A 21206-nucleotide genomic window follows, 5' to 3' on the forward strand; every position below is an offset into this window, starting at 1 on the left:
GATGGCAATCGAGATCGCCGTCGAAACGCCGCTGCAGGACGATGTCCGCGCTTTGGTCGAGGAGCTCAACGCGACGCTGCTCGAACTGACGCCGCCGGAGCATTGCTACCATCTGACGGTCGAGCAGATGGCTGGCGACGACACCACCGTGTTCATCGCCCGCGACGACGGGCAAGCCATCGGTTGCGGCGCGCTGAAGCGCCATGACGCCCGCGTCGGTGAGGTCAAGCGCATGTACACGCGGCCCTCGCATCGCCGCAGGAAGATCGGCGCCAAGATCGTCGAGCATGTCGAAACGCTGGCGCGCAGCGAAGGGCTGAAGCGCCTGGTGCTTGAAACCGGCGACCGCCATCCCGCCGCCTGGACCGTCTACGAACGCGCCGGCTTCTCGCGCTGCGGGCCGGTGCTGGATTATCCCGATTCCGAGTGGTCGGTGTTTTACGAAAAGAGCCTTTGATGAGCGGATTGACCCATCTGACAATTTCGCAGGCGCGCGCCAAGCTGCGCGCCAAGGAGATTTCTGCCGTCGAAATCACCGAGGCCTATCTCGGTGCCATCGAGCGCGCCAATCCGGTGCTCAATGCCTACATCGTCGTCACCGGCGACAAGGCGCGCGATATGGCCAAAGCTTCCGACGCCAGGCTCGCCAAGGGCCAGGGCGGTGCGCTGGAGGGCATCCCGCTCGGCATCAAGGATCTGTTCGGGACCGAAGGTGTCCACACCCAGGCCTGCAGCCATGTGCTCGACGGCTTCAAGCCGCGCTACGAATCGACCGTCACCGCCAATTTGTGGGCAGACGGCGCCGTCATGCTGGGCAAGCTTAACATGGACGAGTTCGCCATGGGCTCGTCCAACGAGACCTCCTATTACGGCCCTGTCGTCAATCCGTGGCGGCGTTCGCGCCTCGACACGGTGGTGATGCCGACCACGCATCAGGGCGATGGCGGTTTCGTTTCGGCCGGCGGCACGAAGACCGCGCGCACGCTGGACAATGCCCAACTGGTGCCGGGGGGCTCGTCGGGGGGCTCGGCTTCCGCCGTCTCAGCTTTCCTGTGCGCCGGCGCCACCGCCACCGACACCGGCGGCTCGATCCGCCAGCCAGCCGCCTTCACCGGCACCGTCGGCATCAAGCCGACCTATGGCCGCTGCTCGCGCTGGGGCATCGTCGCCTTCGCTTCGTCGCTCGATCAGGCCGGCCCGATCGCCCGGGACGTGCGCGATGCCGCGATCATGCTGAAGTCCATGGCCTCGGTCGACCCCAAGGACACCACTTCCGTCGACCGGCCGGTGCCGGATTACGAGGCGGCGATCGGCAAACCGATCAGGGGCATGAAGGTCGGCATTCCCCGGGAATACCGCGTCGACGGCATGCCGGAAGAGATCGAGGCGCTGTGGCAGAAGGGCATTGCCTGGCTCAGGGATGCCGGCGCCGAGATCGTCGACATCTCGCTGCCGCACACCAAATACGCTTTGCCGGCTTATTATATCGTTGCGCCCGCCGAAGCGTCATCCAATCTGGCGCGCTATGACGGCGTCCGCTACGGCCTGCGCGTGCCGGGCCAGGACATTGTCGACATGTACGAAAAGACCCGAGCCGCCGGGTTCGGTCGGGAGGTCAAGCGTCGCATCATGATCGGCACCTATGTGCTGTCGGCAGGCTATTACGATGCCTACTATCTGCAGGCGCAGAAGGTGCGCAATTTGATCAAGCGCGACTTCGAGACGGTTTTTGCCGACGGCGTCGACGTCATCCTGACGCCGGCGACGCCGTCGGCCGCCTTCGGCATCGCTGACGAGGACATGGCCGCCGATCCGGTGAAAATGTACCTCAACGACATTTTCACGGTGACCGTGAACATGGCCGGACTGCCGGGCATTGCCGTGCCTGCCGGCCTCGATGCCAAGGGCCTGCCGCTCGGCCTGCAGCTGATTGGCCGTCCCTTCGACGAGGAAACCCTGTTCCAGACAGCCGCCGTCATCGAGCAGGCGGCGGGAACCTTCCAGCCGGAGAAGTGGTGGTAGCATGCCGCCTCCGTCTCGCATTTCCATCGTCGAGACGGGAAACGAACTGCTGATCACGAACCCGCCACGCACCTCGGATTTCAGGACAGTCTTTGTCCTGATCGGGGCCGCGATCGTCGCCTACACCGGCTACATGGGATTGACGGATATGTCGTCCGCAACGCTCACCAGCGGCACGCTCGGCCTGCTGTCCTTCGTGGCGGTCATTGCCCTCTTCACCTATTTCCTGGGCAAGGATTTCATCTGGCGGGTGTTCGGCAGGGAAACCCTGCGGCTGACCGACACCGCAGCCGTGCGCTCGGTGAGGGGTTCTTTGCGAAATCGGTGGTCACTGCCTTTGAAAGGGCATCTTAGGGTCGAAATCCTCGACCATACCTATCCCACGGACGAAGTGGGACTGTCGGAAGTCATCAGCTTGACCAACGCGAACGGCGTCCTTGTTTTCGGCAGGGAGTTAAGCCGCCTCGAAGCGGAAGCGGTAGCGAGTGCGGTCGAGCACTTCACCGGCCGTCACAATTTGAGCTGGAGATAGGCAGGCAATGTTCTTCTATCTCTCCAAGGTATTCTGGTTCTTCGTCCAACCACTCAACCTGGCGATCTTCCTGCTGCTTGCCGGCTTGCTCGCGGCGCTGATCGGCCGCCGGCGATTGGCGGCGACGGGCAGTGTGTTCGCCTTCCTGATTCTGGCGCTGTCGGCCTGGACGTCGCTTGGCGCCATGATGCTCAATCCGCTCGAAGAGCGCTTCCCAAAGCCGCCGCTGCCGCGGAAGGTCGACGGCATTGTCGTGCTCGGCGGCGGCTTCGAGGGCGCCATCAACTTGGCGCGCGGCGGCTATGAGCTGAATTCCGGCGGCGACCGCATGGTCGAGGCGGCGATCCTTGCCCGGCGCTTTCCCGAGGCGAAAGTGGTTATCTCGGGCGGCACCGGTGAACTGTTCATCGATGGCGAGGGGGATGCGGCCACCGCGCCGCGGCTGCTCGGTGCGCTTGGCGTCGACGCCGATCGCCTGATGCTCGAGAGCAAATCCCGCAACACCTATGAGAATGCCGTCTTAACCAAGGAACTGGTAACGCCGAAATCGGGCGAAACCTGGCTGCTGGTGACCTCCGCCTTCCACATGCCGCGCGCCAAGGCGCTGTTCGACAAGGCCGGCTTTCACACGGTCCCGTGGCCGGTCGACTATCGCACCTCGGGCAAGGAAGGCTTTGGCCTGTTTCGCGACAACGCACCCGATTCGCTGCAGACCACGACCATGGCGATCCGCGAATGGATCGGGCTCGCCGCCTATTGGCTATCGGGCCGGATCGACCAGCTTTTCCCCGGCCCGGGCGGCTGACCGATCACCGCTTGTCGCGCCGCTGAAAAGAACTGGCGCCGCACCAGCACCGCCAGAAGCAGCAGCGTCGACAGCACGAACACGATCGGGTCGACGAACCAGCCGAGATAGCCGATCGAGAAGAACACCGCGCGCAGGCCTGAATTGAAATGCTTGCCGGCCAGCATGTTCATGCGCGCCGCGCGCCACACCGCCGTTTCGCTGACCGGGTTGCGTGACGCCTCGCCATAGGGGATCGGCACCGCGCCGATCAGGATCGTGCAGTAGTTGAACAGACGGTAGGCCCAGCCGAACTTGAAGAAGGCGAAGGCCAGGATCAGCACCAGGCCAAAGACCTTGATCTGAAAGGCGGAGCGCGATGAGGTCGCGTTCAACGGCAGATCGTTCAGCACGGCAAGGACCTGATCCGAGGCGCCAAGCAGCGCGAAACAGCCACCGAGCGCAATCAGCGAACTGGAGGCGAAAAAGGCGGTGCCTTGCTGCAGGCCGCTCATGATGGCGGTGTCGACGATGCGGATTTCGCGCTCGGCCATGGTGCGCATCCAGGCCTCGCGCTGCACGTTCATGGCCATCGTCAACGACACCCGGCTGACCAGTCTGCCGTCGGACGCCAGCGTATGCAGCAACCATGCGAGCAGGAAGAAAGCCAGCGCCGCCAGATCAGCCGTCGACAGATGGAAGGAATCGCCCATGCCCCCTTTTACCACAGGCAAAGCGGTCAGTTCGATGCTCCAATGCATGCCGCCCAGAGGTGAGCTGCGGTTCTGGGACAACGACATGCATTGAAACAAGAACTTAAAGCGCGTCGCATGAATCCGTTTCAGCGCGACGCGCTTTCAGCCGGTGATGTCGCTGCCGGAGCAAACAAGGTCGGCAGGTGCAGCGCCGCAATCCGCAAAACAGCACAAACATCATGGAAAGTCCTATATGTAGGTCTTGATCCCATTCCCGGAGACGGCGCAGCGTGTTTCTTTCGGTTTTCGACCTGTTCAAGATCGGCATCGGACCGTCGAGTTCGCACACGATGGGACCGATGACAGCGGCGCGGCGGTTTCTCGACGAGATCGCCGGCGATGACTGGCCGCGCCCGGCCGGCGTCAAGGTCGATCGCATTGGCGCCAGCCTGCACGGCTCGCTCGCCTATACCGGTATCGGCCATGGCTCGGATCGCGCCGTTGTCCTCGGACTTGCTGGCCTGACACCGCAGACGGTCGATCCCGATCAGGCCGAGGGAATCGCCACGCGCATCGCCGCCGAGAAGCGGATATCGCCACGCGGCCATCCCTCCTATCGCTTCGATCCGGCGACGGATCTGGTGCTCGACCGCAAGACGCCGCTCACCGGCCACGCCAACGGCATGGCCTTCTACGCTTACGATGCCGGCGACCGGCTGCTGCTCAAGCGCATCTACTATTCCATCGGCGGCGGCTTCGTGGTGTCCGAGGAAGAGCTGCAGCGGATGAAGGTGAAGGGCTCGGTGACCACAGAAGGCAAGAAGGTGCCCTATCCCTTCAAGAATGCCGTCGAGATGCTGAAGATGGCAGGCAAAAGCGGCCTGTCTATCGCCGACATGAAGCGCGTCAATGAAGAGACACATATGTCGCGCGAGGAGCTCGACAACGGCCTTGATGCGATCTGGGGCGCCATGAAGGGCTGCATCGACCGCGGCCTGTCGCAGGACGGCATCATGCCGGGCGGGCTGAAAGTGCGCCGTCGTGCCCGCATGCTGCACGACAAGCTGCAGGAGCAATGGCAGCAGAACAAGCCCAACCCTTTGCTGGCCAATGACTGGCTGTCGATCTACGCCATGGCGGTGAACGAAGAGAACGCCGCCGGTGGACGCGTCGTCACCGCGCCGACCAATGGCGCGGCCGGCACATTGCCGGCGGTGCTGCGTTACTGGCTGCATTTCCACCCCGAGGCCGACCAGCCGAGCATCCGCGACTTCCTGCTCACGGCCGCCGCCGTCGGCGGCATCATCAAGACCAATGCCTCGATCTCCGGCGCCGAGGTCGGCTGCCAGGGCGAGGTCGGTTCGGCCTCGGCGATGGCTGCCGCGGGTCTCTGCGCCGTCATGGGCGGCACGCCCGAGCAGGTCGAGAACGCCGCCGAAATCGCGCTCGAACATCATCTCGGCATGACTTGCGATCCGGTCGGCGGTCTGGTCCAGGTGCCTTGCATCGAGCGCAACGCGCTCGGCGCCGTCAAGGCGGTCACCGCCGCCTCTCTGGCGATCAAAGGCGACGGCGTCCATTTCGTGCCGCTCGACGCCGCGATCGAAACAATGCGCCAGACGGGCCTCGACATGAACGAGAAGTACAAGGAAACCAGCCTTGGTGGGCTCGCCGTCAATGTCGTGGAATGCTGACCGCGCAACGCCACTGGCACTGTGGAGAAGTCGGGCAGGGCCGTTGACGCAATCGCGCGCCGGACTAAACCTTAAGCGATGGCACTCAATCTCCTAAAACTGTGCGTCGGTTGCGACAGCGTCGAGGACCTCGAAGAATGGATCGCCTTCCGCCTCGATGAGCGCCGCCGCGCCGGCGAACCCGCCGAGCACTGGCACACCACCCGCATGGTGCCGGCGCGCGGCGCCGAGGTCACCGATGGCGGTTCGCTTTATTGGGTGATCAAGGGCAGCGTGCAATGCCGCCAGCTGATCACTGATATCAGGCCCTTCACCGACGACGAAGGCATCGGCCGTTGCCGCCTGATGCTCGACCTCGACGTCGTGCGCACCGACTGGCAGCCGCGCCGCGCCTTCCAGGGCTGGCGTTATCTCAAACCGTCGGATGCGCCCGCAGATATCGGCAAGGGCAAGGCCGGAATGGTCGAGATGCCGCCGAAACTGAAGCGCGAGCTCGCCGATCTGGGCTTGCTGTAGAGCCAAGGGCGCGGCCGCTTCTCCCAGAGCGTCGAGCGCTGGCCCTTCATCTTGTCCAAGGCTGGACTTGCAAGGGGGCCGACAACGCCACATCTTGCTTCTTATGAGCGACAAGAAGCAGCGTGTGCCCGCAAGGGCCGATCCTGCGCCGGTCAAGCCTCAATCCAATGCCGGCGAGATCGACGCCTTTATCCGTCAGGCCCGGACGCTTGTCGCGACCGGCACGGGCCGGCTGATCCTTGCCCTCGACGCAACGATGAGCCGCCAGCCGACCTGGGATCTCGCCATCAAGCTGCAGGGCGAAATGTTCGACGCCGTTGGCAAGGCCGGCACCCTCAGTGTCCAATTGGCCTATTTTCGCGGGTTGGGCGAGTGCCGCTCGTCGGCTTTTGTCGCCGACACCAATGCCCTGAAGCAGCTGATGACGCGGATCGACTGCCGTGCCGGCCACACCCAGATCGGCAAGGTGCTGGCGCATGCGCTGAAGGAAACGGCGGCGGCCAAGGTCAATGCTCTGGTCTATATCGGCGACGCCATGGAAGAGGATATCGACGACCTGGCGCAGAAGGCCGGCAGCCTCGGTCTGCACGGCGTTCCCGTCTTCGTCTTCCAGGAAGGCCATGATCCCGGCGCAGAAAAGGCGTTCCAGGAGATTGCGCGGCTGTCCAAAGGGGCTTGGTTCCGATTTGATCGGCGGGCTGCCGCGACCTTGGCCGGGCTGCTTTCGGCGGTTGCCGTCTATGCGACGGGTGGATTGAAGGCGCTCGAGGCAAGGGACAGGCCGGGAGATCGGCTGCTGATCGAGCATCTCAGGGGCGGCAGGAATTGATGGGCGCTATCATTGCACTTGTTGCACTGTTTCTGGTGCTGCTCGGCGCGGCGACGATCTTTGTCCGTGCCGATGCGCAAAAACTGGCAAGCGGCATGCGCACGCTCGGGCCGGTGCTTCTGGCGCTGGTTGGCCTTGCCGTGCTGGTGGTCGGGCGCGAAGGCATTGCCGGCCTCATTCTGGCCGCGGCCCTTGCCTGGTACGGTTCGATGCGGATGAAGCGGCCGTCGGTCGGGCCGGCGCCCGGCAAGCGCTCGACGGTGCGGACCGCCGCACTGGAAATGGAGCTTGATCACGATACGGGCGGGCTTGAAGGCCTGGTTCTGGCCGGCCGCCATGAAGGCAAGATGCTGGGCGCGATGGGCCTGGCCGAGCTGCAGCAGCTTTACCGCGAACTCCCTGGCGACCCGGAGAGCCGCCAGCTCCTAGAGACGTATCTTGACGGCCGTTTTCCCGTTTGGCGCAAAGACGCTGAGGCGAACGGTGGCGAAGGGCTGGGTGTTGCGCCAGGTGCGGGCGCCATGACTAAGGAGGAGGCCTACAAGATCCTTGGTCTTGAAGCGGGGGCCGCCGCGGCGGATGTCCGCAAGGCGCACCGCCGCCTGATGCAGCGCCTGCACCCCGACATCGGCGGCACGTCTTTCCTGGCGGCGCGGATCAACGAAGCCAAGGACGTCTTGCTCTCCAATCACAACTAGTCTCCTTCGACGCAGTAAATTTCCGGGAGATGGTTCCGACGCCGCCCTACTGTTGGACGGCGTAGCAAGCGATTTTCTTTTTCTTCAGGGCATTGCAGGCATTCCAGGCCGCATCCTTCGAGCGGAAGCCGCCGAACCGGGCACGGTAATAGGTCTCGCCATCCTTTTCGAAGGCGACGGTGAAACCGGAAGCAGCCCCAAGAACTTTGGGCGCCAGCTTGGCGGTCTTGTCGAGGAAAGCCTGGGCTTCGGACTGCTTGGGCGACGACGCCACCTGCACCGCCCAACCAGCCGGCACCGAGGCCGTGTTGACCGGGTCGACCGCCTGTGGGGATACAGGCGTGGGTTCGGCATAGGCAGCCACAATCTGCGCAGTTTCGACCTTCGGCGCCGTCACGATGACGGTCTTGACCTTCCTGGTCTTGACGACGGGGGCGGGCTCTTCGACCGCGGCCACCGTCTGTTCGTCGGCAGACTGGCCTTCAGCAGACTGCTCGTCAGCGGATGTCGGATCGTCATTGGACGCCACGGCATCGTCTTCAACGATCGGCTTGCCATCCGGCGTCGGCGCGTCATGCTTGGGCAGGAAGACCTTGGCCAGCGCCTTGACCGGATTGTCGCCGCCGGCGTTGGCGACCAGGGCGCCGCCGCCGCGGGTCGATGCGCGCGGCATGTAGGCGTTGATCAGGCCGGCCATCTGGTTGTCGCGGCTGCGCCCCGAAGTGCCGCCCATGACGACGGCGACGAGGCGGCGGTTGCCATCCGAAACCGACGAGACGAGGTTGAAGCCGGAGGCGCGGGTATAGCCGGTCTTGATGCCGTCGACGCCCTTGATGCGGCCGAGCAGACGGTTGTGGCCATTGATGCGCTGGCGGCCGTAAAGGAAGGAGCGCTGCGAGAAATAGCCGTAATACTGCGGATAATGTTCCCTGAGCGCTATGCCAAGCATCGCCATGTCGTGGGCGGTTGTGAACTGGCCGGGATCGGGCAGGCCGTTGGCATTGCGAAACACGGTGCCGTCCATGCCGAGCGCGCGCGCCTTAGCGGTCATCATGCGGGCGAAATTGCTTTCGCTGCCGCCGAGCAGTTCGCCGAGCGCGGTCGCCGAATCATTGGCCGACTTGGTCACCATCGACAGGATGGCGGTCTCGACCGAAACCGCTCCGCCCGCCTTGACGCCGAGCTTGGTCGGCGGTTCGGCCGCCGCTTTGGCCGAGAACGGCACGGGCGTGTTCCTGCTGATCCGGCCCTTCGCCATGGCCTCGAAGGTCAGATAGAGCGTCATCATCTTGGTCAGCGACGCCGGGTAGCGCCGGCCGTTGGCATCGGACGAATAAAGCACCTTGCCGGTCTTGGCGTCGACGACGATCGCCGAAGACCTGGCGGCCATCGAGGACGCGGCATCCGCAACGACAAATGACATCGCCAAAGCGAGGATCATGATCGTTTTGAGGGAAGATGCGGATTTTGAACCGAAGACCGACAACGCCTGACGCACTGATAGTTCCTTTGAAACTCATTGCCCTGGAGGCGGCAAAGGGATCCGACCTCACTTGTTGTCAAACTATCGCAGCCAGCGTTACCAATCCGTTTATGGTAACCGGCGCGTTCACCATTTTCCTCGGGCTTGAGCCTTTCTTTATTCGAATTTTAGCTGATGCCGGCGCAGCGCGGCCTGATGCCGCTGAAATCTTGACTTTTGTGCAGCGCACAATATGTTCTCGTGCATTGCACAACCGCGCTCAGGCAAGGGCGCTTCAAAACGCCAAGGGAAACGTCAAATGACCCAGACCTACGAGGACTTCTCGAAATACGGCAAGGAGTTTGCCGATACCGGATTGAAGAGCTTCACCTCGCTCTCCAAGGGCGCGCAGGCGATCGCCACTGAAGCTGGCGAATACACCAAGAAGAGCTTCGAAGCCGGCAGCGCCGCGGTCGAAAAGCTGTTCTCCGCCAAGTCGCTGGAAAAGGCGGTCGAGATCCAGTCCGACTTCGCCAAGCAGAGCTATGAGAGCTTCGTTGCCGAGGCGACCAAGTTCGGCGATCTCTATGCCGATCTCGCCAAGGAGGCTTACAAGCCCTTCGAATCGATTGTCGCCAAGGCGAAGTAATTTCGCTCGAGAATACCAGGCACGGCCTTTCGGGCTTGCAAAACAGACCCGGTCGCGGATGCGCGGCCGGGTTTTTTCATGCCGGTTTCAATTCCGGGGCTTTGGCGGTTCACGATTTTGAAAATCGCCTCGGTTTGCCCACCTAGCCATATTGTCAGCTAACAAGAAGGGCTTAAAATCGTCCATCGAACACCTACATATCGAACTCGCCATGGGGATTCGAAAGAGGCAGGATTACGTGACTTCAGGTTTGACTGCCACGACAAGCGTGGTGCGGATGCAAAGTGACGGCGACGGCAATGAGGCTGGTCGCGGCACAGCCGTCATTACGCGCACGAAGACCAAGACCAAGAAGCCCAGCCTTTACAGGGTCCTCATCCTCAACGACGACTATACGCCCATGGAGTTCGTGGTTCACGTCCTGGAGCGTTTTTTTCAAAAGGACCGCGAAGCCGCCACACGCATCATGCTTCATGTTCACAATCATGGGGTGGGCGAGTGCGGGGTCTATACATTCGAGGTGGCCGAGACCAAAGTGTCTCAGGTCATGGATTTCGCCCGACAGAATCAGCATCCGCTGCAATGCGTGATGGAGAAGAAGTGAGGTAACATGCCGGCTTTCTCCCAAGGCCTGGAAAAGGCGCTTCACCAGGCGCTGACGCTCGCCAATGAGCGGCACCATGAATATGCAACCCTAGAACATCTGCTGCTCGCCCTCATCGACGACACCGAGGCGGCCGCCGTTATGCGCGCCTGCAACGTCGATCTGGACGAGCTGAAGCACACCGTTCTGACCTATATCGACACCGAACTCGACAATCTGGTCACCGGTTACGATGAGGATTCCAAGCCGACCGCCGGCTTCCAGCGCGTCATCCAGCGCGCCGTGATCCATGTACAGTCATCCGGCCGCGAGGAAGTGTCCGGCGCCAACGTGCTCGTCGCCATCTTTGCCGAGCGCGAGAGCCATGCCGCTTATTTCCTGCAGGAACAGCAGATGACCCGCTACGACGCGGTCAACTACATCTCGCACGGCATCGCCAAGCGCCCCGGCGCATCGGAGACGCGCTCGCCGCGCGGCGCCGATGACGAGCAGGGCGGCCAGAACGGCGCCGAGCCGCAGGAGGAAGGCGGCAAGAAGAAGCAGCAGCAGGATGCGCTGACGGCTTATTGCGTCAACCTCAACAACAAGGCCAAGGCCGGCAAGATCGATCCGCTGATCGGCCGCGAGAGCGAAATCAACCGCACCATCCAGGTGCTGTGCCGCCGCTCCAAGAACAACCCGCTCTATGTCGGCGATCCCGGCGTCGGCAAGACGGCGATTGCCGAAGGCCTGGCCAAGCGCATCGTCGAGGGCGATGTGCCCGAAGTGCTGCAGGACGCCACCATCTTCGCGCTCGACATGGGCACGCTGTTGGCCGGCACGCGCTATCGCGGCGATTTCGAAGAGCGGCTGAAGCAGGTCGTCAAGGAGCTCGAGGATTATCCGGGCGCCGTGCTGTTCATCGACGAGATCCACACCGTGATCGGGGCCGGCGCCACGTCAGGCGGCGCGATGGATGCGTCGAACCTGTTGAAGCCGGCGCTGTCTTCGGGAGCCATCCGCTGCATCGGCTCGACCACTTACAAGGAGTTCCGCCAGTTCTTCGAGAAGGACCGCGCTCTGGTGCGGCGCTTCCAGAAGATCGACGTCAACGAGCCGACCATCGAGGACGCCATCGAGATCATGAAGGGCCTCAAGCCCTATTATGAGGAATTCCACAAGGTGAAGTTCACCAACGAGGCGATCAAGGCTTCGGTGGAACTGTCGGCCCGCTACATCAACGACCGCAAGCTGCCGGACAAGGCGATCGACGTGATCGACGAGACCGGCGCCTCGCAGATGCTGGTGCCGGAAGCCAAGCGCAAGAAGACGATCGGCATCAAGGAGATCGAAGCCACGATCGCCACGATGGCCCGCATCCCGCCGAAGACGGTTTCGGCAGACGACGAGAAGGTGCTGCAAGGCCTCGACATCGAGCTGAAGCGCGTCGTCTATGGCCAGGACACCGCCATCACCGCGCTGACCTCGGCGATCAAGCTGGCGCGTGCCGGCCTGCGCGAACCGGAAAAGCCGATCGGCTCCTACCTGTTCTCAGGCCCGACCGGCGTCGGCAAGACCGAAGTCGCCAAGCAGTTGGCTGCCTCGCTCGGCGTCGAGCTGATCCGCTTCGACATGTCGGAATATATGGAACGCCACACCGTCTCGCGGTTGATCGGCGCGCCTCCCGGCTATGTCGGCTTCGACCAGGGCGGTCTGCTTACCGACGGGGTCGACCAGCATCCGCACTGCGTGCTCTTGCTGGATGAAGTCGAGAAGGCGCATCCAGACCTGTTCAACATCCTGTTGCAGGTCATGGACCACGGCAAGCTGACCGACCACAACGGCAAGCAGATCGACTTCCGCAATGTCATCCTTATCATGACCACCAATGCGGGCGCATCCGATGCGCAGCGCGCGGCGATCGGTTTCGGATCGACCAAGCGCGAAGGCGACGATGTCGAGGCCATCAACCGGTTGTTCACGCCGGAGTTCCGCAACCGTCTCGATGCGATCATCCCGTTCGGCTCGCTGCCGGTGCCGGTCATCCATCAGGTGGTGCAGAAGTTCGTCATGCAACTCGAGGCCCAGCTCTCCGAGCGGGGCGTCACCTTCGACCTGTCGTCCGACGCGATCGCCTGGCTGGCCGACAAGGGCTATGATGAGCGCATGGGTGCGCGGCCGCTCGGCCGGGTCATCCAGGAGCACATCAAGAAGCCGTTGGCCGACGAGGTGCTGTTCGGCAAGCTCAAGAAGGGCGGCACGGTGCGCGTCACAGTCGAGAAGAAGGAAACCGGCGAAACCGGCCTGAAGCTCGAATCACTGGCCGACGAAGCCCCGGTGCAGCCGAAGCAGGAGCCGGAAGAGGCGCCGAAAGCCCGCAAGGCGGTGGCCAAGAAGCCCGTCGCCAAGAAGGCGGTGGCGCAGAAGCCTCAGCCCAAGGGCAAGGACGAGCCCGAGCCGAAGGGCAAGGATGGCGGCAAGCGCAGCCTGGTGCCGCAACTGCCGCGCAAGAGCTAAAAAGTTCGCCAATGAAAAAGGCCCCGGTGACGGGCCCTTTTTTCATTGGCTGGCCGGTTTGCCGACACAGCGCCCCTGCTTTTCAGGTCAGATGTTGTTAGGTCAGGCGGCGACGCCCTCGGGTGCAAACTTGCCCAGGAAGAACCCGCACGCCTTCCAGATGGCGATCGAAATCAGAACGCTCGCATAGCCATCCACGGCATAATGCCAGCCAAGGACGACCGAGCCGACCATGATGATTGCGGCGAATGCCCACATCAAAAGGCCGGCCAACCGTGAGCGGCGTGTTGCATAAAGCGCGAAAAGCACCGCCATCGCTACATGCATGGACGGGAAGGCGGATATGCCGAGACTGCCTGGCGTCGCCCCGATATAGCCGCTCCACACAATGTCCTGCGTGCTGAGCGCCCAGATCGGATAGATGCGATCGGCGGCGGCGAGTGCTTGCATCAGGGAATGATAGTCGCTGCCCAGCCCCAGTCGCTCGTAAAAGCACGGCCCTGCCGAAGACAGGCCCATCGCCAGGAAAAAACCCGCCAGTATCCACACGAGCATGAAGCTCATCAGGAACTGGTGACGCAGCTTCGTGTCCCTGCGCGTGATGCAAGCGATGAAGACCGAGGCGATAAGGACGACGAACCAGGAATTGTAAGCCAGGTTGAACGATCTTACGGCGAGCGGCGACTGGACGATAAACCATAGCCATTCATGGGGCGCTCGGCCGAAATGCAGCACCCGGTCGGCCTGAGCCAATGCGTGATCCCATGCGAATGGCGAAAGGATCGCGACCGCGCCTTTCAACACACCGAAAGCGGATATGAGCGCAATGCACGCGGCCAGACCATTCAGGCTGTTGGCGTTGCGCTCGGCGTCGCCGAAGACGCCGCCGATCGATCGCAGAAAAGTGCCGAGCGGCTCAGGATCCCGCTTGATGAGTGCAAGGTGAAAAAAGCTGCCGAGTGCGAAGGCGCAGCCACCGATCCAGAAAGCGAAAAGAAGGTATTGGGAATAGTCTTCCAGCACGCCGAAATCCGGCATGTTTCCGGTGCGCAGGCCGACCAAGGCTGCCAAAAGCAGGGCAGCGATGGCCATCGCGTGCAGCAGGCGGTGTCGCCGGTACGCGTCCGCCAAGGTGCGCAGAAAGGCCCGCCCGGCAGCTGCTTTTACCAACGGCTCTGATGTCGCAACCGAATGTTCCACGATTTTGAAAACCCAAACGCATCCCGGTACGGAGCACGTTATCACGGCGTGGTTTGATATTTTCCTAACCGACGTGGTGGATTGTGGCTGAGCGCATCTCCCTGAGGCGCGCGCCACCTCAACCGTTCAGCGCTGCTCGGATCCTGGCCGCGTTCTCCGTCAGCACTTCGGGCTTCTCCATCTGCCCCGTATGCGGCTTGAGCGCGATGCCTTCGAACCGCGGGATGACATGGACATGTAGGTGGTAGACGGTCTGGCCGGACGCCGGTTCGTTGAACTGCAGGATGGTGACCCCGTCAGCGCCGAAAGCCTTTTTGACCGCCAGCGCGACCGTTTGGACCGTGGTGAACAGCCGGCCGAGCGTCGCGGGATCGGCATCGAGCAGATTGCGCGACGGTGCTTTGGGCACCACCAGCGTGTGACCGGGGCCTTGCGGCATCACATCCATGAAGGCGACCACGGCATCATCCTCGTAGATGCGGTGCGAGGGGATTTCGCCGCGCAGGATCTTTGCGAAGATATTGCTGGGGTCGTAGGCCTCGGTCATGGCGGCGCTCCGGGAGTATGCTCCCGGTGTAGCGAAGCTGTCCCGGACCGGCAAGATGGTCAGGTAAGATGGTCAGGCGAGGGCAGGCGCGGATCGCTATTCCTCAAGATCCTTGCGGAACGGCGTATGCTCTTCCAGAATTTCGCCCATCCGCTCGACCTCGCGCCGCTCACGCCGGAGATAATCGGCCACAGCATTGCGCAGGCCGGGATGTGCGATGTAGTGCGCCGAATGCATGGTCACGGGACGATAGCCGCGCGCCAGTTTGTGCTCACCCTGCGCGCCGGCCTCGATCACCTTCAGCTTGCGCTCGATGGCGAAGTCGATGGCCTGATGGTAGCAGACTTCGAAATGCAGGAACGGGTGGTCCTCGATGCAGCCCCAATTGCGGCCGTAGAGCGCATCGGAGCCGATGAAGTTGATGGCGCCGGCGACATAGCGGCCATTGCGCTTGGCCATGATCAACAGGATGTCCTGGGACATGCGCTCGCCGATCAGCGAGAAGAACTTGCGGTTGAGATAGGGCCGGCCCCATTTGCGGCTGCCGGTATCCATATAGAAGGCGAAGAAATCGTCCCACGCCTTTTCGGTCAGGTCCTTGCCGGTCAGCCGGTCGATCGAGATACCGTTGGCGAGCGCCTCGCGGCGCTCCTTCTTCATCGCCTTGCGCTTGCGCGATGCCAGCGTGGCGAGAAAGTCGTCATAGGTCGAAAAGCCTTCGTTGAAGAAATGGAACTGCTGGTCGATGCGGTGCAGGAAGCCGGCTGCTTCCAGCGTTGCAACGTCGCTTTCATTGGCGAAGGTGACATGCGCGGAGGACACGCCGAGCTTTTCCGTCACCGCCTTCAGGCCCGCTGCGAGACCGGCCTTCACAATGGCGCTGTCCTCGCCCTTGCTGACCAGCAGGCGAGGGCCGGTGACCGGAGAGAACGGCACGGCGCATTGCAGTTTCGGATAGTAGTTGCCGCCGGCGCGTTCGAACGCATCGGACCAGCCGTGGTCGAAGACATATTCGCCCTGGCTGTGCGATTTGAGATAGCAGGGCACGGCGCCCAGCAATCTGCCTTGGGCATTTTCCAGTCTGAGATGATGACCTTGCCAGCCGGTGCGCCGCACGGCGCAGCCGGAATCTTCAAGCGCGCTCAGAAAAGCATATGAAACGAGAGGGTTATAGCCGTTTTCTGTGTCGCTGCGGGTTGTGCCGGTAAAGCCGTTCCACTCGTCGCATGTGAAGGCATTGATGCCGGCGGCGACGCGGATGGAGAACTCCGCATTCGCCGTTTGCCCATCGCCTTCGTCACCCTGATCCATGAGGCTTATTTAAGCTCTGTCGGGGCCGCTACAAGTCACGTTTCAGGCACTCCCATCAGGCGACTTTGACCAGATCGGGTTCGAACCCTTCGAACGTCATCTGGTCGGCGTATTTGAAGGTGAGATCCACCGCCGGCTGGTCATGCACCGTCCAGGTGATGACAGGCATTTTAAGCCTTTCGCGCACGAAGCTGACGAACGGGTTCGGCAGATCGCCCGCGGCATAGGAGGTGAAGGCGAGGTCATGCGCCAGCATGGCGAAATGCGCCTCGATCAACTGGTTGTCCTTGCCATAGGCCGTGAGCCCGCCCGGAATTCCTGGCGCATCCCTGGGGAAATCGCGGACCAGCCAGTGGTCGAACGACATGATCGCCGCCTTGCCCTTGTAGCGCTCCAGCATCTTGCCGACGCTCGCCACCAGGCCCTCGTCGTAGCCGGGCACGCCCTTCAATTCGACCACCAGAGGCACGCGGCCGTCGACCAGGTCGAGCACCTCCTGAAGTGTCGGCACATGGTCCTTGGTGCCGCCGATGCTGAGCGCCGCCAGTTCCGCTGCCGTGCGCTGCCAGACGAAGCCGTCCTGGCCGGTCAACCGCCTGAGATCGCCGTCATGAATGATGACGGGGACGCGGTCGGACGACAAATGCACGTCGCATTCGATCGCATAGCCGCGCTCGGCGGCAGCAGCGAAGGCCGACAGCGTGTTTTCCCAGCGCGTCTTGTTCATGTCGTGAAAGCCGCGATGCGCCACCGGGCGGGCGGTCAGCCAGGAAAGGTCGGTCATTGTCTTGGTCCTGCTCATGCGACCTCGAAGACGGCTTCGATTTCCACTGCGGCATTAAGCGGCAGACAGGCGGTGCCGACGGCGGAGCGGGCATGCTTGCCGCGCTCGCCAAGGGCCGCGACCAGGAAATCGGAGGCGCCATTGGCGACCAGATGCTGCTCGACGAAATCCGGCACTGATGCAACAAACACGGTAATCTTGACCAAACGCTGGATTTCTTCGAGATCGCCAAGTGCTGCTTTTGCCTGGGCCAAGATGTTGATTGCACAGTACTTTGCGCCTTCCTTGCCGGTTGCCGTGTCGACGTCGCGGCCGAGCAGGCCGCTTGCCTGCAGCTTGCCGTCCTTGAGCGGCAACTGCCCGGCGGTGAACAAAAGATTGCCGGACCTGCAATAGGGCACATAGTTCGCGGCGGGCGCTGCGGCGGCAGGTATCGTCACGCCGAGATCGCTTAGCCGCTTTTCGATTGTTTCACTCATCGTATTTCCCTATTGCTTGGAGACGCCGCGCTGGCCGGGCCGAAATTGCTATTTTTGCCTCGCTTCCGCCACGACTTTTTTTAAGCTGGACCATCTTTACCTGCTGCCTGCCATCAGCTGCGACGATCGGAGCCCCTTATGCGCGCAACGCGCCTTGCCTTCCACGCCGTTCTCTTTCCGGTGCTGTTCTCGATGGCTCCAGCCTTTGCCGTGCCGGCGCTGCAGGCGCATCGCGCCGTCTACGATCTTACCCTCGACAAGGCGTCGGACCGCTCGGGCATCACCGGGATTTCCGGCCGCATGGTCTATGAGTTCAACGGCTCGCCCTGCGAGGGCTATACGGTAAAATTCCGTTTCGTCACCCAGATCGCCACCGGCGACAACACCAGGCTGACCGACCAGCAGACGACCACGTTCGAGGACGCCGAAGGCAAGACCTTCTCGTTCGTGACCAAATCCTTCGTCGACCAGAACCTAGACAAGGAGGTCAAAGGCACCGCCACAAAAGAGACCAAGGGCCTCAAGGTCGATATCGACAAGCCCGAGAAGAACAGCCTCGAACTCGCCGCCACCCAGTTCCCGACCCAGCATCTGGTCGAACTGATCGGCAAGGCCGAGAAGGGCGAGAATTTCTACGAAACCAGCCTGTTCGACGGTTCGGAGGATGCCAACAAGGTGATGACCACCACCGTCATCGTCGGCAAGAAGGCCGAGGGCGACAAGGCCGACCCCGAAGCGCCGGCGCTGGCCAGACTTGCCGGCGACAAATACTGGCCGGTCGACATCGCCTATTTCGACGAGACCGACAAATCGGGCGAAGAGGTGCCGGAATACCGCATCAGCTTCAAGCTGCACGAGAACGGCATCACCCGCGACCTCACAATGGACTATGGCGAGTTCTCGATGACCGGAAAGCTGGTCAACCTGTCGCTGTTCGATCAGACCAAGCCTTGCCCGGTCTCGAGATAGCAACAATGCGGCGCTGGCCACGGCAGGCTTGATGGCAGTTCCCGATGGCGGTCTATGTCGATGCGGCGATCTGGAAATGGGCCGGCCATCGCTGGTGCCACCTGATGGCCGACGATACGGACGAACTGCATCGTTTCGCCGCCGAGCTTGGCGTCAAGCGTTCGTCCTACCAGGGGCCGCCCAGGACATCGGCGCCGCACTATGACATAACCGGCTTCGAGCGCGACCGGGCGGTGCGGCTCGGCGCCATCGAATGCAGCCGCGAGGAGATCGTTGCGATCTTCAGGCGCGTACGGGTACCCAACGGAAAGGGCCGATCGTGACGCTAACGGCATTCCTGGCTTATTGCCTTGCCATCACACTTGCCGCCGCCACGCCGGGACCGGCGATGTTCACGGTGATCACCAACGGCGTGGCACGCGGCTTCCTGCGTGCGTTCGTCGCCGGAATGGGCATTGCCGCCGGCGATGCCGTGCTGGTCACCCTGGCACTGCTCGGGCTGGTGGCGCTGGCCCAGACCTTCGAATGGGTGTTTCTCCTGTTGAAATACGCCGGTGCGGCCTACCTGATTTTCCTCGGCATCAAGATGTGGCGGGCCGCGGCCGCGCAATCGGCCGCGCAAGGAATCCCCCAAACCGGATTGTCGCGTTCGTTCCTGCTTGGCGCCTCCGTGGCGCTCGGCAACCCGAAGGCGATCCTGTTCCACGCCTCGATCATGCCGCTGATCCTCAACCTCGACACCATGACGTTTGCCGACGGCCTGCTGGTGGTGGCAGTCGTCGTCGGCGCCAATATTCTCACCATGGGCATCTACGCCGCGCTGGCGGGCAGGGCATCCGGCTGGTTCAGGACGCCCGAACGCATGCGGCTGATTAACCGGTTCGCCGGCAGCGCCATGATCGGCACCGGAGCGCTGATTGCCGCACGCTGAGCGATGAAGCACCTCACCGCTTGCGTTTGCAGCGCTTCCCCTCTATATGCGCGCTCATTCCACACACGGACTTTGGTGTCTGCCCGGGAGAAATCCGGCTGAAACCTCCGGTGGCGTTCGAGGACAAAGTCCAAAAATGCCTGTGTCCGTGGAGGCTAACCGGAAAAGGAACTAAGAATGGCACTGCCTGATTTCAGCATGCGCCAGCTTTTGGAAGCTGGCATTCACTTCGGCCACCAGACCCACCGCTGGAACCCGAAGATGGCGCCTTACATCTACGGCGCCCGCAACAACATCCACATCATCGACCTGTCGCAGACGGTGCCTTTGCTGCACCAGGCTCTGAAGCAGGTTTCCGACACCGTTGCCAAGGGCGGCCGCGTGCTGTTCGTCGGCACCAAGCGCCAGGCGTCCGACATCGTCGCCGACGCCGCACAGCGTTCGGCCCAATACTATGTCAACTCGCGTTGGCTCGGCGGCATGCTGACCAACTGGAAGACGATCTCGAATTCGATCCAGCGCCTGCGCAAGCTCGACGAGATGCTGGCCGGTGAGGCCCAGGGCCTGACCAAGAAGGAACGCCTGAACCTCGACCGCGAGCGCGAGAAGCTCGACAAGGCGCTCGGCGGTATCAAGGACATGGGCTCGACCCCCGACCTGATGTTCGTCATCGACACCAACAAGGAAGCGATCGCCATTCTCGAGGCCAAGCGCCTCGGCATTCCGGTCGTTGCCATCATCGATTCGAACTGCGATCCGGACAAGATCGACTTCCCGATCCCCGGTAATGACGACGCGGCGCGCGCCATCCAGCTCTATTGCGACCTGATCGCCAAGGCTGCCATCGACGGCATCGCCCGCCAGCAGGGCGCGCTCGGCGTCGACATCGGCGCCTCGGTCGAAGCTCCGGTCGAACCGGCGCTTGATCCGGCTCCGGCCCCGGCTGCGGACGCTCCGGAAGCTTGACAATCGAAGGCCGGTTGCGGCCTTCATCATTCTCATATTTGGCACGCTAGACGGACGCATCATCGAGTACCGGTGGTGCGTCGGTGCATTTAAAACAAAGAGGCGACAATGAGCATTTCGGCTGCACAGGTCAAAGAACTCCGCGACTTGACCGGCGCGGGCATGATGGACTGCAAGGCGGCGTTGACGGAGACCAACGGCAACATCGAAGAGGCCGTCGACTGGCTGCGCAAGAAGGGCATTTCCAAGGCCGACAAGAAGGCTGGCCGTACTGCCGCCGAAGGCCTGATCGGCGTCGACTCCGGCGTCCGCGAGGCCGCCATCGTCGAGGTTAACTCCGAGACCGATTTCGTGGCCCGCAACGAGCAGTTCCAGGAGATCGTTCGCAATGTCGCCAAGGTCGCGCTTGCTTATGGCACGACGGAGGCTGTCTCTGCCGCAAAGTATCCGGGTTCGGACAAGTCGGTCACTGACACCATCAAGGACGCCGTTGGCACCATTGGCGAGAACATGAGCTTCCGCCGTTCGGCCAAGCTCACCGTCCCGCACGGTGCTGTCGCAACCTACGTCCACAATGCGGTTGCCGATGGTCTTGGCAAGCTCGGCGTTCTGGTCGCGATCGAGACCACGGGCAATGAGCATGCCGCCAACGCCTTTGGCCGCCAGGTCGCCATGCATGTCGCCGCCACCAACCCGCTGGCGTTGACCGCCGAGCAGATCGATCCGGCAGCGGTCGAGCGCGAGAAGGCGATCTTCGCCGACCAGGCGCGCCAGTCCGGCAAGCCGGAAGCGATCATCGAAAAGATGGTCGAAGGCCGCCTGCGCAAGTTCTACGAGGAAGTCGTGCTCCTCAAGCAGGCCTTCGTGCTCAATCCCGACATCACTGTCGAGCAGGCGCTGAAGGATGCCGAGAAGGACATCGGCGCTCCGGCCAAGATCTCCGCCTATCTGCGCTTTGCGCTGGGCGAAGGCATCGAAAAGGAAGAGACCGATTTCGCGGCGGAAGTCGCGGCGGCGGTGAAGAAGTAGTTTTAAAAA

24 protein-coding genes are annotated in these 21206 nt (G+C 62.5%); 17 read left to right on the forward strand and 7 right to left on the reverse strand.

Features of this window, described 5'->3' with window-relative positions; all coding sequences use genetic code 11:
* Position 1: 1 nt before the first annotated feature.
* Genes NKK50_RS14085 through NKK50_RS14100 form a run of 4 tightly spaced genes read left to right on the forward strand, consistent with a single transcriptional unit; the run spans position 2 to position 3359 of the window.
* Complete coding sequence (locus NKK50_RS14085; protein ID WP_023834119.1) at positions 2-457, forward strand: GNAT family N-acetyltransferase; 456 nt, start codon at positions 2-4, stop codon at positions 455-457.
* The gene (locus tag NKK50_RS14090) at positions 457-2022 is read left to right on the forward strand and encodes an amidase (RefSeq protein WP_352543566.1); all 1566 of its coding nucleotides are present in this window, start codon (positions 457-459) and stop codon (positions 2020-2022) included. The genes NKK50_RS14085 and NKK50_RS14090 overlap by 1 nt, the downstream gene beginning before the upstream one ends.
* Position 2023: 1 nt before the next feature.
* The gene (locus NKK50_RS14095) at positions 2024-2554 is read left to right on the forward strand and encodes a hypothetical protein (RefSeq protein WP_023671002.1); all 531 of its coding nucleotides are present in this window, start codon (positions 2024-2026) and stop codon (positions 2552-2554) included.
* Between the two features lie 7 nt (positions 2555-2561).
* Positions 2562-3359: a YdcF family protein gene (locus tag NKK50_RS14100; RefSeq protein ID WP_023734347.1), complete on the forward strand. Its 798-nt coding sequence runs from the start codon at positions 2562-2564 to the stop codon at positions 3357-3359.
* Here NKK50_RS14100 and NKK50_RS14105 read toward each other — a convergent pair.
* Positions 3308-4051, reverse strand: coding sequence for a DUF599 domain-containing protein (locus tag NKK50_RS14105; RefSeq protein WP_023671004.1), 744 nt, complete (start codon positions 4049-4051; stop codon positions 3308-3310). The genes NKK50_RS14100 and NKK50_RS14105 overlap by 52 nt on opposite strands.
* 272 nt (positions 4052-4323) lie before the next feature.
* On the opposite strand from NKK50_RS14105, the gene NKK50_RS14110 reads away from it, so the two are divergent.
* The 4 genes from NKK50_RS14110 (at position 4324) to NKK50_RS14125 (ending at position 7770) form a co-directional block, all read left to right on the forward strand.
* Complete coding sequence (locus NKK50_RS14110) at positions 4324-5727, forward strand: L-serine ammonia-lyase (protein WP_023726659.1); 1404 nt, start codon at positions 4324-4326, stop codon at positions 5725-5727.
* 78 nt (positions 5728-5805) lie between these two features.
* Positions 5806-6243, forward strand: coding sequence for a DUF1489 family protein (locus NKK50_RS14115; RefSeq protein WP_023824861.1), 438 nt, complete (start codon positions 5806-5808; stop codon positions 6241-6243).
* Between the two features lie 103 nt (positions 6244-6346).
* Positions 6347-7072: a hypothetical protein gene (locus NKK50_RS14120; protein ID WP_023834117.1), complete on the forward strand. Its 726-nt coding sequence runs from the start codon at positions 6347-6349 to the stop codon at positions 7070-7072.
* Complete coding sequence (locus tag NKK50_RS14125) at positions 7072-7770, forward strand: DnaJ domain-containing protein (protein WP_023700739.1); 699 nt, start codon at positions 7072-7074, stop codon at positions 7768-7770. Before NKK50_RS14120 ends, NKK50_RS14125 begins: the two co-directional genes overlap by 1 nt.
* 46 nt (positions 7771-7816) lie before the next feature.
* On the opposite strand, the gene NKK50_RS14130 is transcribed toward NKK50_RS14125, so the two are convergent.
* A complete protein-coding gene (locus NKK50_RS14130; protein WP_502896558.1) occupies positions 7817-9211 on the reverse strand; it encodes an SPOR domain-containing protein in 1395 nt (464 codons plus the stop codon).
* A 68-nt stretch (positions 9212-9279) separates the two neighbouring features.
* On the opposite strand from NKK50_RS14130, the gene NKK50_RS14135 reads away from it, so the two are divergent.
* The 4 genes from NKK50_RS14135 (at position 9280) to clpA (ending at position 12981) form a co-directional block, all read left to right on the forward strand.
* Complete coding sequence (locus NKK50_RS14135) at positions 9280-9555, forward strand: hypothetical protein (protein ID WP_155923559.1); 276 nt, start codon at positions 9280-9282, stop codon at positions 9553-9555.
* Positions 9552-9881, forward strand: coding sequence for a phasin family protein (locus NKK50_RS14140; protein ID WP_023671011.1), 330 nt, complete (start codon positions 9552-9554; stop codon positions 9879-9881). Before NKK50_RS14135 ends, NKK50_RS14140 begins: the two co-directional genes overlap by 4 nt.
* A gap of 277 nt (positions 9882-10158) precedes the next feature.
* Positions 10159-10485 (forward strand): ATP-dependent Clp protease adapter ClpS, encoded by a 327-nt coding sequence (gene clpS, locus NKK50_RS14145; protein WP_023671012.1) that lies wholly within the window; start codon positions 10159-10161, stop codon positions 10483-10485.
* Positions 10486-10491: 6 nt separating this feature from the next.
* Entirely contained in the window at positions 10492-12981 is a 2490-nt protein-coding gene (clpA, locus tag NKK50_RS14150) for an ATP-dependent Clp protease ATP-binding subunit ClpA (protein WP_023671013.1), read from the forward strand.
* A 102-nt stretch (positions 12982-13083) separates the two neighbouring features.
* Here the strand turns inward: clpA and NKK50_RS14155 are convergent, their stop codons facing one another.
* The 5 genes from NKK50_RS14155 to NKK50_RS14175 form a co-directional block, all read right to left on the reverse strand.
* Positions 13084-14226, reverse strand: coding sequence for a phosphatase PAP2 family protein (locus NKK50_RS14155; protein WP_352543567.1), 1143 nt, complete (start codon positions 14224-14226; stop codon positions 13084-13086).
* Positions 14227-14299: 73 nt separating this feature from the next.
* Positions 14300-14728: an HIT family protein gene (locus NKK50_RS14160; RefSeq protein WP_023745118.1), complete on the reverse strand. Its 429-nt coding sequence runs from the start codon at positions 14726-14728 to the stop codon at positions 14300-14302.
* 96 nt (positions 14729-14824) lie between these two features.
* On the reverse strand, positions 14825-16039 hold the full coding sequence (locus tag NKK50_RS14165) for a GNAT family N-acetyltransferase (protein ID WP_352543568.1): 1215 nt from the start codon (positions 16037-16039) through the stop codon (positions 14825-14827).
* Positions 16040-16094: 55 nt separating this feature from the next.
* The gene (locus NKK50_RS14170; protein WP_023745116.1) at positions 16095-16823 is read right to left on the reverse strand and encodes a glycerophosphodiester phosphodiesterase; all 729 of its coding nucleotides are present in this window, start codon (positions 16821-16823) and stop codon (positions 16095-16097) included.
* A 14-nt stretch (positions 16824-16837) separates the two neighbouring features.
* Positions 16838-17302 (reverse strand): RidA family protein, encoded by a 465-nt coding sequence (locus NKK50_RS14175; protein ID WP_352543569.1) that lies wholly within the window; start codon positions 17300-17302, stop codon positions 16838-16840.
* A 138-nt stretch (positions 17303-17440) separates the two neighbouring features.
* Here NKK50_RS14175 and NKK50_RS14180 point away from each other — a divergent pair, with 138 nt between their 5' ends.
* The 5 genes from NKK50_RS14180 to tsf all read left to right on the forward strand — a co-directional run bounded on the left by NKK50_RS14180 (position 17441) and on the right by tsf (position 21197).
* Positions 17441-18271 carry a cell envelope integrity EipB family protein gene (locus tag NKK50_RS14180; protein ID WP_023745115.1) on the forward strand — a complete coding sequence of 277 codons (831 nt, stop codon included), beginning with the start codon at positions 17441-17443 and terminating at the stop codon, positions 18269-18271.
* 44 nt (positions 18272-18315) lie between these two features.
* Positions 18316-18594: a DUF4031 domain-containing protein gene (locus NKK50_RS14185; protein ID WP_023671020.1), complete on the forward strand. Its 279-nt coding sequence runs from the start codon at positions 18316-18318 to the stop codon at positions 18592-18594.
* Positions 18591-19202, forward strand: a complete 612-nt coding sequence (locus tag NKK50_RS14190) for a LysE family translocator (RefSeq protein WP_023688582.1) — start codon at positions 18591-18593, stop codon at positions 19200-19202. The genes NKK50_RS14185 and NKK50_RS14190 overlap by 4 nt, the downstream gene beginning before the upstream one ends.
* A gap of 177 nt (positions 19203-19379) precedes the next feature.
* Entirely contained in the window at positions 19380-20168 is a 789-nt protein-coding gene (gene rpsB, locus NKK50_RS14195; RefSeq protein ID WP_023671022.1) for a 30S ribosomal protein S2, read from the forward strand.
* A gap of 108 nt (positions 20169-20276) precedes the next feature.
* Entirely contained in the window at positions 20277-21197 is a 921-nt protein-coding gene (tsf, locus tag NKK50_RS14200; protein ID WP_023684688.1) for a translation elongation factor Ts, read from the forward strand.
* The last annotated feature ends 9 nt before the right edge of the window (positions 21198-21206 follow it).

Origin of the sequence: Mesorhizobium sp. M0001 (assembly GCF_040324255.1) — a bacterium.
Taxonomy (GTDB): domain Bacteria; phylum Pseudomonadota; class Alphaproteobacteria; order Rhizobiales; family Rhizobiaceae; genus Mesorhizobium.

Coding starts and splice junctions, on each gene's coding strand:
- NKK50_RS14085 (WP_023834119.1), top strand. CDS start 2: ATGGCAATCGAGATCGCCGTCGAAACGCCGCTGCAGGACGATGTCCGC.
- NKK50_RS14090 (WP_352543566.1), top strand. CDS start 457: ATGAGCGGATTGACCCATCTGACAATTTCGCAGGCGCGCGCCAAGCTG.
- NKK50_RS14095 (WP_023671002.1), top strand. CDS start 2,024: ATGCCGCCTCCGTCTCGCATTTCCATCGTCGAGACGGGAAACGAACTG.
- NKK50_RS14100 (WP_023734347.1), top strand. CDS start 2,562: ATGTTCTTCTATCTCTCCAAGGTATTCTGGTTCTTCGTCCAACCACTC.
- NKK50_RS14105 (WP_023671004.1), bottom strand. CDS start 4,051: ATGGGCGATTCCTTCCATCTGTCGACGGCTGATCTGGCGGCGCTGGCT.
- NKK50_RS14115 (WP_023824861.1), top strand. CDS start 5,806: ATGGCACTCAATCTCCTAAAACTGTGCGTCGGTTGCGACAGCGTCGAG.
- NKK50_RS14120 (WP_023834117.1), top strand. CDS start 6,347: ATGAGCGACAAGAAGCAGCGTGTGCCCGCAAGGGCCGATCCTGCGCCG.
- NKK50_RS14125 (WP_023700739.1), top strand. CDS start 7,072: ATGGGCGCTATCATTGCACTTGTTGCACTGTTTCTGGTGCTGCTCGGC.
- NKK50_RS14130 (WP_502896558.1), bottom strand. CDS start 9,211: ATGATCCTCGCTTTGGCGATGTCATTTGTCGTTGCGGATGCCGCGTCC.
- NKK50_RS14140 (WP_023671011.1), top strand. CDS start 9,552: ATGACCCAGACCTACGAGGACTTCTCGAAATACGGCAAGGAGTTTGCC.
- clpS (WP_023671012.1), top strand. CDS start 10,159: ATGCAAAGTGACGGCGACGGCAATGAGGCTGGTCGCGGCACAGCCGTC.
- clpA (WP_023671013.1), top strand. CDS start 10,492: ATGCCGGCTTTCTCCCAAGGCCTGGAAAAGGCGCTTCACCAGGCGCTG.
- NKK50_RS14160 (WP_023745118.1), bottom strand. CDS start 14,728: ATGACCGAGGCCTACGACCCCAGCAATATCTTCGCAAAGATCCTGCGC.
- NKK50_RS14165 (WP_352543568.1), bottom strand. CDS start 16,039: ATGGATCAGGGTGACGAAGGCGATGGGCAAACGGCGAATGCGGAGTTC.
- NKK50_RS14170 (WP_023745116.1), bottom strand. CDS start 16,823: ATGACCGACCTTTCCTGGCTGACCGCCCGCCCGGTGGCGCATCGCGGC.
- NKK50_RS14175 (WP_352543569.1), bottom strand. CDS start 17,302: ATGAGTGAAACAATCGAAAAGCGGCTAAGCGATCTCGGCGTGACGATA.
- NKK50_RS14180 (WP_023745115.1), top strand. CDS start 17,441: ATGCGCGCAACGCGCCTTGCCTTCCACGCCGTTCTCTTTCCGGTGCTG.
- NKK50_RS14185 (WP_023671020.1), top strand. CDS start 18,316: ATGGCGGTCTATGTCGATGCGGCGATCTGGAAATGGGCCGGCCATCGC.
- rpsB (WP_023671022.1), top strand. CDS start 19,380: ATGGCACTGCCTGATTTCAGCATGCGCCAGCTTTTGGAAGCTGGCATT.
- tsf (WP_023684688.1), top strand. CDS start 20,277: ATGAGCATTTCGGCTGCACAGGTCAAAGAACTCCGCGACTTGACCGGC.